Source organism: Prauserella flavalba (genome assembly GCF_003202235.1).
In the GTDB taxonomy this organism is placed as follows: Bacteria; Actinomycetota; Actinomycetes; order Mycobacteriales; family Pseudonocardiaceae; genus Prauserella_A; species Prauserella_A flavalba.
On record NZ_MASU01000011.1, the window covers coordinates 89,756 to 102,450 of the forward strand.

Annotated in this window: 12 protein-coding genes and 1 tRNA gene; all 13 read right to left on the reverse strand. The window is 68.1% G+C overall.

Annotation, left to right across the window (positions count from 1 at the left end):
* Nucleotide 1 precedes the first annotated feature (1 nt).
* The 13 genes from BA062_RS24840 to BA062_RS24900 all read right to left on the reverse strand — a co-directional run bounded on the left by BA062_RS24840 (nt 2) and on the right by BA062_RS24900 (nt 12,577).
* Nucleotides 2–367 (reverse strand): hypothetical protein, encoded by a 366-nt coding sequence (locus BA062_RS24840; RefSeq protein ID WP_110340768.1) that lies wholly within the window; start codon nt 365–367, stop codon nt 2–4.
* Nucleotides 360–3,119: an FtsK/SpoIIIE domain-containing protein gene (locus tag BA062_RS24845; protein ID WP_110340770.1), complete on the reverse strand. Its 2,760-nt coding sequence runs from the start codon at nt 3,117–3,119 to the stop codon at nt 360–362. Before BA062_RS24845 ends, BA062_RS24840 begins: the two co-directional genes overlap by 8 nt.
* 7 nt (nt 3,120–3,126) lie before the next feature.
* Nucleotides 3,127–3,372, reverse strand: a complete 246-nt coding sequence (locus BA062_RS24850) for a hypothetical protein (protein ID WP_110340772.1) — start codon at nt 3,370–3,372, stop codon at nt 3,127–3,129.
* 2 nt (nt 3,373–3,374) lie between these two features.
* A complete protein-coding gene (locus BA062_RS24855; protein ID WP_110340774.1) occupies nt 3,375–3,635 on the reverse strand; it encodes a hypothetical protein in 261 nt (86 codons plus the stop codon).
* Nucleotides 3,636–4,175: 540 nt separating this feature from the next.
* Nucleotides 4,176–5,024 (reverse strand): DUF2182 domain-containing protein, encoded by an 849-nt coding sequence (locus tag BA062_RS24860; RefSeq protein ID WP_110340776.1) that lies wholly within the window; start codon nt 5,022–5,024, stop codon nt 4,176–4,178.
* The gene (locus BA062_RS24865; protein ID WP_110341010.1) at nt 5,000–5,656 is read right to left on the reverse strand and encodes a DUF1326 domain-containing protein; all 657 of its coding nucleotides are present in this window, start codon (nt 5,654–5,656) and stop codon (nt 5,000–5,002) included. Before BA062_RS24865 ends, BA062_RS24860 begins: the two co-directional genes overlap by 25 nt.
* Nucleotides 5,657–6,289: 633 nt before the next feature.
* A tRNA-Ser gene (locus BA062_RS24870) sits at nt 6,290–6,379 on the reverse strand.
* A gap of 36 nt (nt 6,380–6,415) precedes the next feature.
* On the reverse strand, nt 6,416–7,075 hold the full coding sequence (locus tag BA062_RS24875) for a GNAT family N-acetyltransferase (protein WP_110340778.1): 660 nt from the start codon (nt 7,073–7,075) through the stop codon (nt 6,416–6,418).
* Nucleotides 7,076–7,106: 31 nt separating this feature from the next.
* Complete coding sequence (locus BA062_RS24880; protein WP_168214086.1) at nt 7,107–8,468, reverse strand: HNH endonuclease signature motif containing protein; 1,362 nt, start codon at nt 8,466–8,468, stop codon at nt 7,107–7,109.
* 220 nt (nt 8,469–8,688) lie between these two features.
* Entirely contained in the window at nt 8,689–9,252 is a 564-nt protein-coding gene (locus tag BA062_RS24885; protein ID WP_110340782.1) for a dihydrofolate reductase family protein, read from the reverse strand.
* Between the two features lie 193 nt (nt 9,253–9,445).
* Nucleotides 9,446–10,327, reverse strand: a complete 882-nt coding sequence (locus BA062_RS24890) for a sigma-70 family RNA polymerase sigma factor (RefSeq protein ID WP_110340784.1) — start codon at nt 10,325–10,327, stop codon at nt 9,446–9,448.
* Nucleotides 10,328–10,412: 85 nt separating this feature from the next.
* Nucleotides 10,413–10,967 (reverse strand): TetR/AcrR family transcriptional regulator, encoded by a 555-nt coding sequence (locus tag BA062_RS24895; RefSeq protein ID WP_110340786.1) that lies wholly within the window; start codon nt 10,965–10,967, stop codon nt 10,413–10,415.
* A gap of 188 nt (nt 10,968–11,155) precedes the next feature.
* Nucleotides 11,156–12,577, reverse strand: a complete 1,422-nt coding sequence (locus BA062_RS24900; protein ID WP_110340788.1) for a selenium-binding family protein — start codon at nt 12,575–12,577, stop codon at nt 11,156–11,158.
* Nucleotides 12,578–12,695 lie beyond the last annotated feature (118 nt).

Consider the following 12,695-nt stretch of genomic DNA (forward strand, 5'->3'; position numbering starts at 1 on the left):
GCTACCGGGCGCGCCAGCCGAGCTTCAGGATGGCCTGCGTCAGCTCGTGGTAGGCGGGGCGGACGTCCTCGGCGTAGCGGTCGAGCCATTCACCGCGCGCCGAGGCCGCCGGCTCCGGCGGTGCACCCACTTCGAGCCAGGACAGCCGGGACACGTTGTCCTTCGCCATGCGCCACCAGCGGTTCGCCCGATCGGTCATCGCACGTTCACGGTCGGCCGCCGCCGTGACGGCCTCCGCCTTGGCCGCGATCTCGCCGTTCAGCTGCTCCGCCCTGGCGAGTTCCCAGGTGCGGAGGTCCTCGGCCGCCTTGCGGGCGAGGCCGATGATCTCCTTGTACCGCATCGCGGCGGTCGGTTCGTCACTCATCGGACGCCTCCGTGCGGTGGAAGGGGATGATCACTTCGGGCGACGAGTGCGTGGTCCGGTCGAAGAACAGTGCCCGGTCCTGCCGTGGCGACCAGTGCACCACCTGTCCGGCACAGAACGGCGCCAGCTCGTTGCCTTGCACGTCCAGCGCGGCCCACGCCCCGATGTCGTCGGTGCCAGCGAAGCCGAGGGTGTCCTTGAGCCGGGCGACACCCCGCCACCAGCCCAGGACGTGCAACCCCCGGCCCGGTCCCTGCTTGAGCAGCGTGCGCAGGTGGTCGAGGCCGCTCTGCTTGCCGGGCTCCTTGTGCTCCAGTGCGGGCAGGGCGGCATCCACGCCGTAGAGCACCAGGATGCGCGGCGTCTCCAGGCCGGCCAGTGCGGCCGCGGACGTGGTCACCACCTCGGTGAGGTCGTCGGCGGCGACGAGGCCCGCCTTGTGCCCCTCCGCCACGAGCCGGTCGGTCAGCTCCCTGACCGCGGGCAGGCACCGGTCGACCAGGCAGCACAGCACGAACTCCACGTCACCCTGCCGGTACTGCCTGGCCAGCGAACGAGTCGCGGAATCCAGAATCGACAGCGCCTCCTTGGCGCTCGTACCGAGCACCGCGAGGTTGCGGCCGGGTGCGGCGGACAGCTCCACGCTGTGCGCGGCGTCGGCGACATCGATCGACTGACCCACGAGCGCGCGTGGCCGCTCCGCGGGAGCGAGCGAGGTGAACGCCGCCGAATCCTCCAGCGCCGGAGCGTGCGCGCCGTCGAAGAGCCGTGGCTGCCCATGCCCGGCGTAGGCCTGCCACAGTTCCCGTTGCAGCGCGGGGAACACGCCCTTTCCGCTGGCGTCGGGCACATGTGCGAGCTGGTTGCCGTGCGCGATGCCGGAGTCGTGGTTGACCACCGCGTGCCATTTCGGTGCGGCGACGGCGGCCTGGTTGGTGTCCGCGAGCACGCGGCGCGCCTTCGGCATCGCGATGCGTAGCGTGCACTGCTCGAACACCGCGGGCTTGCCCCAGAAGGCATCGATGCCCGCGATGTCCTGGCTGGCCAGGATCAGGTGGATCCCCTGAGAGCGGCCCCGGCGGGCGAGGTCCTCCAGCAGCGACGTGGCGAGCGCGGTGACGGTGTCGCGCTCGGCGAAGAGGTACTGGAACTCGTCGATCACCGCCACGATGCGCGGCCAGTGACCCTCGGGGTCCTGCTCGCGCAGCTCCTCGAGGTTGGTCACCTCGTGTTCCTTGGCCGCGGCCGAGCGCCTGCGCAGTTCCTCGGCGAGGAACCGCAGCAGTGCGAGGCCGAACTCGCGGTCGGTGTTGACGTTCACGCCCACCAGCCGGGCGTGCGGCAGCCAGCTCTCGTCCTTGCGCCCCGGCGCCAGGCCCGCGAACGACACGCCTTCCTTGAAGTCCAGCAGGTACAGGGCGAGCTCGTCCGGCGAGTAGCGGGCGGTGAGGCTGCCGAGCAGCGCGTACAGGAAGTTGGTCTTCCCGGATCCGCTGGGCCCGCCGATCAGCGCGTGTGGTGTGGCGTCGCCGATCACCACCTCCACCGGTTCGCCCTGGAAGAAGCCGACGGGAGCGCGCAGCTCACGCGCCGAGCTCTCGCGGCCGTACTCGGTCGGCAGCAGGTCGGCGAACGAGCGTGGGCCGCCCTGCTTGGCGACGAGGGCCTCGGCGATACGACCGGCGGCGGTGGTGACCTGGCCGGACGGCAGCGGCGGATCGAGCGTGACCACGAGATCGGAGCCCGTCATGCTCGTGAGCGCGTGCCGCTCGTCGAGCATGCTGATCGTTTCCACGGAGCCACCGAGAACGGTGGGCACGTCCACCAGGATGAGTGAGATCCCGGCGTCGAGCGCGCCGCTCGCCACCCGTTTGAGGTCGCGGATCTGCTCCGGGTGCAGGTCCTCCCCGTTGCCGTACAGCACTGCGATGCGCCACGGCTCCGCCCGCTTGCCGGTCGCGGCGCGCAACGCGCGCAGTGACGGGTAGCCGGCCTGCATGGTGTAGCTGTGGATGCGGCGAATGTGCCCGGCGAACTCGTCGAGCAGGTCGACGAGCCGGGTGGGGTCGTGGACCGTGACCGCGCTGGTGCGGGTCAGCGCATAGAAACTCGGCAGCACGGCGGTGAGCTGGCCGACGTCCCACAGGTGGATCTTCACCGCGCCGGGTTCGAACGTGCTGAGCACCCGCATCAGCAGGTTCTCGACGATCGCGTCGACGGCCGGTCTGGTGTTCGGCGCCGACGTGATCGCGAGATGGGACTCGTCCAGCAGGGGAACGGCGACGTCAAAGGTCAGTTCCGTACCCGGGGTCCGTCCCGCGGCCGAGCCGTCCACTGTGGAAGATCCGATGCGCCAGAGCTGCGGTGCCGAGACGCCAGACGACGAGCCGACGCGACCGAGCCAATCACCGGGCGGACGCCCGGCCGGGCCCGGCGCGCTCGCGGCGACGATCTCGCGAAGCCGGTTCGGCCCGTCGGCCCACTCCCGGTAGAACTCGCTGCGAACGCTGCGGAGCCAGGACAGGACCTCCGCCATCGCGGGTTCGTTGGCGCGTTCGGTGATGTGCGAGTCGTGGGCGGCACGCTCCAGCCCGGTCCGCACGACGAGCTGTTCGAGCTGGAGCCTGGCCAGCTCGTACTCCGCCGTTTCCCGGGCGTTGCGGGCCGCTCCGAGGGCCAGTCCGATCTGCTGTCGCAGGTGATCGAGCGCTGTCGTCACCCGCGCGCGTTGCTCGCCGGCCTTCCTGCCCATGTGTCGCCTACAGCCTCGCCTCGTAGTTGCTCAGCAGCTCGCCGGCGCCGGCGAGCCGGCCGGTGTCGGTCTCGAGCTGTTCCAGCGCACGGCCCAGCTGGGGCGGAAGCCACGGCTGGGCCTGCACCTGCGCGTCGACCATGACCCGGCGATATTCCTCCAGCAGTTCCTTCGCCCGATCGGTGTGCGCGCGGGCATCGGAGAGCCCGCTGTGGACCTCGGCGAGCGACTGGCGCAGCTGGTCGAAGGACATCGCTAGAGCCGCGCGGAATAGTTCTCGGCGGACGAGATGCAGGCCTGGATGGTGCTCTGGGTGCCGTTGATGCCCTGCAGCGCCTCGGCCAGCAGGCCGTGAGCCTGGTTCACCTCTTGCTGAGTGCTGCCGGATGTCGCCATCGCCAGCGTCTGCTGGGCTTCTTCGAGAGACTGGGCGGCCTGCTGCAGGGCGGCAATGCCAGCGGAAGCCTTCTCGTTCGCGAGGGCGATCCCCGCGCGGATCTCTTCCACACCGGGCATGGGGCGGACTCCTTGATGAAGTCGGGTCTATCGGTATCAAACTTAGCGTGACCGATCGACTCCGGACAGATGAAGGTGGGGGACGTGCTGGTTACTCTGTGCGCCCGCCTACGACAGAACGCCGGAGCCCAGGAGGGGTTCCGGCGTTCTGCTCAGCGCGCGGAGGATACGGGGTTCGAACCCGTGAGGGCTGTTACACCCAACACGATTTCCGGTTCCGCATCCAGGTGCCCACACTGACTCCGGCTTCGCTGAACTGGAGTCCGTGCGACGGCAGAGACACTAGTAGACCGGTGGTACGGGCATGAACTGAGCCCCGCCCCGCCGCGGAAGGTCTGTTGTGATCGGGCTCGACCCGTGTCTGTGGGCCGCCCCTGGACGTGGTCGCTACCTCGGCTTTCGAGGCAACGCAAGACTGCTGCACGCGCTGGCACTGGCTCGCCCAGACTATGGCGGTCCACGGCAAGCCCTGGTGGAAGCCCCTGGCCGGGGTGGCGGGCACTCAGCCGAGACGAGGGCCTCGGGCCGGCCACCGGCGATTCAGGTCAACAGGGCCGGGTGCGCCAGGAGGACGATCGCCGTGACGATGAGCAGGCCGCCGACCACCCGACTGACCAGTTCGCCGTGGCGGGTGACCTTCTCCAGCGCGACGACCACCGCGAACACGGCCATCCAAACCAGGTTCATCATCCCGGCGGCGACCAGCACCGCCATCAGCGCCCAGCAGCATCCCAGGCAGTACGCGCCATGACTGAGCCCCACCCGGAGGACACCGAAGCGGCCGTGCAGCGCCGTCTTGCTGTGTTCGAGCAGCAGCGCCATAGGCGATCGACAGTGCCGCAGGCACACCCGCTTCAACGGGGTCAACTGATAGACACCAGCGACCAGCAGCACCATTCCCCCGACCCGCACGGCGGTCAGGCTGGGCCCGGTCACGACTGTCTCCAGCCCTCGCACGAACGCGAACGCCGCGGTCCCCGCTGCGGCCCACACGACGAAATAGCCGACGAACAGGCCGTCGCCGCGCACGCCGCGGCTCCGCAGGAGACGGCGCATGCCCAGGCTGAACGGCACGATGCTCGGCAGCATCATGGCCGCCATCATCACGACCCACACTCCGAGGAACAGTGCCGCTTCCCAGGGCCAGGGCCGCATCGCGACGTCCATCTCGCTCATCGCGGGCCCGCCGGTCAGGACCCCGATACGCATGTCCGCGGTCGCGAGCCGGCTCGTGAGTACCCAGGCGGTGGCCGCCAGCGCCAGCAGCACGACCACCAGCAGAACCTCGGTGCGCGACCACTGCCGCATCAAGTCCGCGCGTGACGTGCCACCGCCCGCCGCGCCATCCGGGCCCGGTCGCGCGGTCATGCCGCGTCCGGTCCGCTCCACTCAAATGGGATGAGCTTGCTGGAGTTGCCGCTGCGCTCCCAGCGGAAGCCGAACGCGTCCGCGAATTCCTCGGTGACCCGGCCCCACACCGCTGGCGGTTGCCCAGGACCCACCTCGGCGCCCGGAAGGTTGTGGACCTCCACTCGTGCGCCCTGCTCGCTCGTGGGTCCGGTCAGCGCCGCGACCCGCGCGGTCGCCTTGCCGGGGATGCTGACGCTCCAGTCGGAATAGTCATCGGCGATCGACGCCTGGATCGCGGCGAACTCCATGCCGCGCATTTCACCGCCGAACATCTCGTTGAATTCAGCGGGCCAGCCGCCTGCCTGGCCGCCGAAGATCGTCTGCAGCGCCCCGCGCTGCGCCTCGTCGGCTCGTTCATCCAGAAATATTGCGCCGTAGGCATCACTGTGTTCGCCCCACACGTTGCCAACGAAGGACGCAAGCATCACGACGTTCAATCCGTCGAGTCGCATGTCGCCGTAATTGCCCTCGCGGACGTGCCACAAAAGGACACCGTCGCAATCGCCATAGGTCGGGGGCTGAGCGAATGAACACGGGCACGGAATGGTGCATTTGCACGCGTCAAACCACACTCCACGCAAGCGCCACGGCTGCACAGATCGATCAGTCATCGCCACCCTCCCTCCAGGAAGCAAGCTACGTTGCACCAGTGTCTCTCCCGCCCCCTGCCTGAACAAGCGACGGTCCGGCCGCGAAAACAATTCGCCAAACACATGGTGGATCGATTATTTTTGACGCTCGGAACAATTCGACTATTACTGGCGAGCGACAATCGGACAATCAATCAAGAGTATCCGCCAGCGGAAGCCGCCCGGACATGAGCCCCGGCCTTGGAGTGTGATGGAGAAGCGGCGGCCTAGCCTCGCAGTACCTATCCATCTCGTACCAGGGTCACGTGGGTGGCCCTCCAGCGTCGGTCACGCTGAGGGATCCTGCATGCCATCCACACTTGCGAGGCCTCGTGACACCAGTGATCACGGCACAGCTCGGCCCGACGGCTTCTTGGCGCCAACGCTGCTTCGCAGCCGGCGCGTGCCTCACGGAGCGGGGTCCTGCGGTGGAGATGGGTTCGGCGGTGTGCCCAATCTCGCGGTACACGCGATGGTCAGGCCTCCCGGTATGGGGGACCCCGGCTTGACGTGCTCGTGGCGGCGTTGCCGCCCGACCTCGCCCCAAAACTGAGCCCCATGTGAAACGCCGGGCGACCCGACTGTGGCGGGTGCCCGGCGTGTCGCCTGCCCAACTGGCGGAGGATACGGGATTCGAACCCGTGAGGGCTGTTACACCCAACACGATTTCCAATCGTGCGCCTTAGGCCGCTCGGCCAATCCTCCGCGGAAGAGGGTAGCAGGGCTGCCGTTGACCAGCGGTTACCGGGTCTGAGCTGCGGTGATCCCAAGTAGGGGTAGGCAGGGCTCAAGTCCCTCCACGCTCACCGGCACCCGCCGGTGCCGCTCCCAGTCCGCCCGGGTCAGGCGCATCTTGTGCTCGACCGACAGGTTGCCCCTGATCGCGCACCGCTTGGTGCCGTTGGGCCGGTAGCCCAGCTTGCGAGAGACGGCCAGCGACGAGACGTTGTGCTCGAACGCTCCCGACGTCGCCTCCTCGGCGCCCAGCCCGGCGAACGCCAGGTGCAGAACCGCGGCACGCATCTCGGTACCGATTCCCTTGCCCTGGTGCGCTTTCCCGAGCCAAGATCCAGTGCTCACCTCGCGAGTGACGCCGAAGTCGTGACCATTCACCGTCTGCTGGCCGACTGGGACCGCGTCGCGGAACACGACGAGGTTCAGGGACCAGTCCTGCGGTACCCAGTCGCCGAGTCGTAGCCAGTGGTACTGGATGACCGAGCGCGCCACCGCTTCGGGGGCCTGGTCGGTCCAAGGGACGATGAATGGCATCAGGCTGGGGTCGTGCACGCCCTTGGCCGCGAGTTCGCCCAGTTCGGCGAGCTCGTCCGGCGATGGAAGCCGCAGTTCGAGCCGCGGCGTCGTCAGTCGCAGCCCGACGAGTGGGAAGTGCTTGGCCAGCATGTGACCATCTTCGGCGCGTCCCGATGCCGCGTCATGTCCTTTTTCGCTCTGTAGTTGTCTGCCCGCTTTTGCCGGTTGCCTTGTGTTTGCCCGACGCTCGCTGGTGGCACCTGATCCGCCGCGACGGCCCCGCGCGTCTGGTCGACACGCGGTGAACGGTGTTGCGCAGGGGGCGTCGACGAGGGTCTCGCCAGGTCGGCGGGATGAACTCCGGCTGTCCGTCACGCCTGTTGATCCGCACCTGCCAGTCGGTGTGATGCAGCATGCGGTGATGTCGGCCGCAGACCAGCACCATCGAGTCGATGTCGGTCGAGACGTCGCCACGCGGCCACCGGTCGACGTGATGGGGAGCGCACCATTTGGGGCTCCGGGTGCATCCGGGGAAAGCGCACCCTCGGTCTCGCAGGGCCAGCGCTCGCCGCTGTGCCTTGGTGGCGTGCGGGCTGGAGCGGCCGAGGTAGAGCACCTCCCCCCGTGCGCCGAAGATCGCCGGTACGACGTGTGCCTCACAGGCGAGGCGGCGTAGCTCGTCGAGCGACGTGATGCCCGGCACGTCGAAGATCGCCCGGTAGGTGCGGTCTTCGAGTTCCCGTAGCGAGATGGTGGTGGTGAGCACGGCCCGTTCGCCGCCCTGGACGGCCAGCTCGTCGGCACGGGCCGCGGTGTCGATGATCTCGGCCAGTGCATCGCCCCGGCGGCGGCTCACGCTCCTGGGGTCACGGTTGCCGTGCTCGTCTCGTGGCCGCGGTTTGGCGAGTGGCGCGAACAAGCCTTCGAGGGTCGCCGCGGTCTCCCCGTCGAGGGAGCCGGAGAACTCCATGCGACCCGTACTCGAGTAGCGGTAACGGAACTCGCGTCGTGGCGACGCCAGGTCCTCCGGCGACATGACCGTGGTTCGCGTGGCCCAGGAGGCCAGCAGCTCGCGTCCGGATTTCCGGACCGCCTCCGGTGTGGTCTGGGCCGCGAGCGCGAGCAGGCTGCGTTCGGCCTCGATGCGCTCGCCGACGGTCAGCTCCGCGGGTGCCTTCGACAACACGGTCGTGATGTCCCGGAGGTGCTCCCGGCTGATCCGGGCGGTAGCTAGAGCGGCGCCGGTCGCGGCGAGTGGTGCCGGCCGGACTTCGCCGGTGATCGCGCGGAGCGGTTCGGTCGCCGCGGTCTCCCGAAGTCTGGCGTGGGCATCGCGTGTGGACAGGCGAAGTTCCTCCTTGAGGAAGGCGAAAAGGCCGCGATAGCCGAGTTTTCGCGCCATGTTCCTGCGCTCCGCCTCGCCGAGCATCGTCAACATTCGCGAGTACTGGCGACGAAGCGCGGCCTCGCCTTCGACGAGTTCCGCCGCGAGCTCGGCGTCCGTGAACCGGTTCGCTGCGGTGAGGGCGGTTGTCGTGTCCACGTGCTCGACGATAGCGCAAAGAATCGAACATGTGTTCGACACCTTCGAGTGAAGGGGTCGCGGACGTTTGTGGCAGGGTCCGAAGTTGGCTGGTCGCGAAGGGCGTCTGGGTGAGCAGATCGCAGCAGCCGTCCCGGCAGGTGTCCGTGGACGAGAGAGTGCAAGGAGCTGAGGCTGGCGTTGGCGGAGGTGAAGCCGGCGCCGACGCGAGGTCGGGTACTCAGCGCTTGGTCACGTACCGTGTCAGGAGCACGCCGTCGGGAAACGTCCGGGTCTCCACCAGGTTCAGGTTCACCCAGGTGTCCAGGGCCGTAAAGAATGGTGTACCGCTGCCCAGCAAGACCGGTGCGGTGACCAGCACGTACTCGTCGATCAGCCCGGCCCGCATGGCCACTGCGGCGAGTGTGGCGCCGCCGATGTCCATGGGGCCGCCGTCCTCGGCCTTGAGCCGGGTGATCTCGGTGACCGCGTCGCCGGTGACCAGGCGGGTGTTCCAGTCGACCGTGCTGGTCGTCGAGGAGAACACCACCTTCGGCATGTCCCGCCAGCGGCGGGCGAACTCGATCTCCGCCGGTGTGGCGCCAGGCTGCTGGTCGGCGGTCGGCCAGTGGGAGCTCATCGTCTCCCACAGTTTGCGCCCGTACAGCGCCAGGCCCGTCGCCGCCACCCGGTCGGACCACCACTGGAACAGCTCGTCGCTCGGCACACTCCAGCCGAGGTCGTCGCCGGGCGCGGCGATGTAGCCGTCCAGGCTCAGGTTCATGCCGAAGGTCAGTTTCCGCATGGCGTCAGCCTCCCGTGGGTCGGTACTCGGCGTACAGACCAGCGCGGCACGGAAAAATCATCGGTCAGGCCACCGAGGCCCGCCATGACCTTGACCTGCGGTGTTGCGGATACCCCGCACACGTAGTGATCCAGTAAAACCAAGATCCAACCCTGCCAACTCCTTCACGCATGACAGAGTGAAAGCGTCGGACTCAGTCGAGTACGGAGAGATCGAGGCTGTGCAGACGCTCCGGGTCCGCGATCACGTCGATCTCCGCGATTTTCCCGTTCGCGACGGTGAACGCGAGGACCAGTGAGAGTCGGCCACGGGGAGCCATTGCCAGTCCGACGGCGCCGTTGACCAGTACCGGCTGGGAGAGCTTGGCTCGCTCGGACGCAAGCCGCGCGCCCTTCGCGACGTTGTGGGCGCCCCGCATGACGATGGCTTCCGTTGTCGGCCCTGCCTGCCGGTCGGCGTGGAACACCACATCGGGGTCGAGCACCGCCACCAGCCCTTCCAGGTCGCCGCTGCGGGAAGCGGCCAGGAATGCTTCGACGACGCGCCGCTGGTCGGCCACATCGGCATCATGCGTCACGCCGCCACCCTTCACCCGGCGACGTGCGCGGCTCGCGAGCTGTCTCGCGGCAGCCGGAGTGCGCTCGATCATGGGGCCGATCTCATCGAAGGGCACGGCGAACATGTCGTGCAGCACGAACGCCAGTCGTTCGGCCGGGGACAAGGTGTCCAGCACGACCAGCATCGCCATTCCGACCGAGTCGGCAAGCACTGCCTCTTGTTCGGGATCCCGGGCCTCGTCGGTCCGCGCGACCTGGTCGGGCGTGTGCAGCTCGAGACTCTCCTCCCGGCGCGAGCGGCGGCTGCGCAACATGTTGAGGCACACGCGTGTGACCACGGTGGTCAACCACGCGTCCAGGTTCTCGACCCCCTCGGAGTCCGTTCGGTTGAGGCGCAGCCAGGTCTCCTGAACGGCGTCGTCGGCCTCGCTGACGGAGCCGAGCATGCGGAAAGCCACCCCGCGCAGCCGGCCCCGTTGCGCGTCGAATCGTTCCGTCAGCCAGGTGCCCTCGTCCATCGGTCGCTGTCCTCCTTCTCGGGGTATCTCAATGTGGTAGACCCCGCTGAGCGCTCGGACGTGACCGGCGATGGGATCGCGCTGCTCAGCACTGCTGAGGGACGCTCGCGAGCAGCTCTTCGACGAGGTGTCGTCCGTACCCGTCCGGGACGGCTAGACCGAGCAGTGTGCGCAGTGTCAACGGGGCGAGCACGCGGTCGAGTACCTGTTCGGGTGTCGGCGGCACCTCGCCCCGTTGCTGGGCGCGGTCGAGCACGGTCGTGACATCACCGAAATGGTGTAGGACATCTCGCGCGTGCCCGGGGTGGTCCTCGGCGGTCGCGAGGGTACGGAGCAGCGCGCGGCCCTCAGGTGTGACCAGGTTGTGTTCGATCTCCACGACCCAGTCAACAAGGTCCCCGCGGAGTGAGCCCGTGTCCGGCGTCGGCGAGTTCCTGCGCAGGTGGGCCGCCGTGGCGTCGAGTACGAGTTGGTCCCGCGTGCCCCATCTCCGGTAGATGCTGGTGGGATTCACGCCCGCCTCGTGGGCTACGTGGCTGATCGTGATGTCCAGATCGCCGCGGGAGATGAGGTCGACGACCGCCCGGTGCACCGATGCGACCACTCGCGCACTGCGTCCACCTGGGCGTGGGGCTGACATGTGGTCAGCTTAAAGCAAGAGATGTTGCCTTTGTCGGTGCGGCGCGCTAGCCTCCCCTTAAAGCAAAGACTCTTGCTTTAAGGGGAGGCGAAGGTGACTGAGTGGCAAGTGGGCGAGGTTTCGTGCCCGCACCGCGTTCCGGTTGTATCCGCGCGTTCCGGGCGAGCCGTTCCTCCCTGAGTTCGTGATCAGCGGAAGCAGTAGGAGTCGGACGACGCGTCGCCGCCCTGCAGTCGCACCTGATGTGCGCGCAGGCCACGGAACTCGTTGCCGTGTGGGAAGAACCGGTCATCGACGGTCAAACCACCGCCGCTGTCCGGGTCGGTGTCGATCTTGGCGAACCAGGCGCCGACGCCGGCCGGGTAGAACTGGTCGTCCCACGAGCCGTACAGCGAGTTGGTGACGTAGATCCGGCGCCCGTCGCGGCTGACCTCGACCATCTGCGGGCCGCCCGCGAGCGGTTCGTCCTTTGCGGACGGATGTGGAACACGTCCGACGATGCCGCCGAGCCGGATGGACCCGGCTTCGCGCGGGTTCTCGGGATCGGTGACGTCGTACTGCTTCAGCTCACCGGTGCCCCAGCACGACACGTAGAGGAACCGGTCGTCGACGGACAAGTTGATGTCCGAGACGAGCGGGGGCACGGCCCCGAAGGGCTTCAGGGCGGGCGGGAGCAGTTCGGGATCGGCCGGTTCCGCCGGGATCGTGATCACCTTGTCGGCGCGCCATGTGCCGCCGTCGAGGTGCCACCGCCAGACGGACGCCGACAGGTCCTCGGTGCTGACGACCACGCCGGCGAAGCCCCACGTCGCCTCGGGGTCGTGGGAGGGCCGCAGTTCCAACACCATCTGGTGCTGCGCGCCGAGGTCGACCTCCTGGATGTGAGTGCCTTTGGCAAGGTCCCAGAAGTGCAGACAGTGGCCGTATTTGTTGCCCAGCAACAGATCCGGATTGATGCCGTCCTCGATCATGGACGGCGTGCCCCATTCGGAGGTGATGGCGATGTTCTGATTGAGGTGCCACCACGCGTCGTAGGCCAGATACTGCGGGCCGCGATCTGTTTCCCACGCGCGCAACACGTCGAAGGTGTCGTGGTCGAGCAGTGCGATCCCACCGGGACCGTCGGCTCCGTTGGCGCCGCCGAGGCAGGAAAGGAAGATGCCGTCCGGGCCGCAGTGCAGGGTGTGCGGTCGGGAATAGCCGGCCTTGTCGGCAAGCTCGCCGGCTTCGACCGTGCGAACCAGGGTCGGTTGCCTGGGGTCGGGCTTCGTGTCGAACACGTGGACATTGGATGAGCGAAGACCGGGAAGGAGGAGATACCGGCGTTCCAGTCCGTCCGTGTGGTGACCCGCGTGCGCGAACGCACTACTGCAGGCATTCCAGCCGAAATGGTGCAGCTCGTCACCGCGGGTGGGCAGGTCGGCCCAGCCGATGATCTCGCCGTACGTACCGGAATCCGGGTCGGTGTCGATCACGGTCAATGCGTCCGGTCGCTCCGCCGTCCGGTCGAACGCGACGACGTAGGCGAGGCGCTCGGGTGGTGCCGCGATGGCTTCGGCCGGGCTGCGATAGAAGGTCGGGTCGATGTCGTGACCGTTGGCATGAGGCATGGCTCGCCTCCTCGCTGAGACGTCGAAAGCTCAAGCCTCTCTACGCGCGAGGCCGCTGTCCAGGGCGGTGCAAAACTTGCTCCCGCTTGGGTGGCGTTTTCCCTCCTTCGGCTCGGGT

Bases quoted from the DNA above. Each gene is read 5' to 3' on its own strand.
- BA062_RS24840 (WP_110340768.1), bottom strand. From the start codon at position 367: ATGAGTGACGAACCGACCGCCGCGATGCGGTACAAGGAGATCATCGGC.
- BA062_RS24845 (WP_110340770.1), bottom strand. From the start codon at position 3,119: ATGGGCAGGAAGGCCGGCGAGCAACGCGCGCGGGTGACGACAGCGCTC.
- BA062_RS24850 (WP_110340772.1), bottom strand. From the start codon at position 3,372: ATGTCCTTCGACCAGCTGCGCCAGTCGCTCGCCGAGGTCCACAGCGGG.
- BA062_RS24855 (WP_110340774.1), bottom strand. From the start codon at position 3,635: ATGCCCGGTGTGGAAGAGATCCGCGCGGGGATCGCCCTCGCGAACGAG.
- BA062_RS24865 (WP_110341010.1), bottom strand. From the start codon at position 5,656: ATGACTGATCGATCTGTGCAGCCGTGGCGCTTGCGTGGAGTGTGGTTT.
- BA062_RS24875 (WP_110340778.1), bottom strand. From the start codon at position 7,075: ATGCTGGCCAAGCACTTCCCACTCGTCGGGCTGCGACTGACGACGCCG.
- BA062_RS24885 (WP_110340782.1), bottom strand. From the start codon at position 9,252: ATGCGGAAACTGACCTTCGGCATGAACCTGAGCCTGGACGGCTACATC.
- BA062_RS24890 (WP_110340784.1), bottom strand. From the start codon at position 10,327: ATGGACGAGGGCACCTGGCTGACGGAACGATTCGACGCGCAACGGGGC.
- BA062_RS24895 (WP_110340786.1), bottom strand. From the start codon at position 10,967: ATGTCAGCCCCACGCCCAGGTGGACGCAGTGCGCGAGTGGTCGCATCG.
- BA062_RS24900 (WP_110340788.1), bottom strand. From the start codon at position 12,577: ATGCCTCATGCCAACGGTCACGACATCGACCCGACCTTCTATCGCAGC.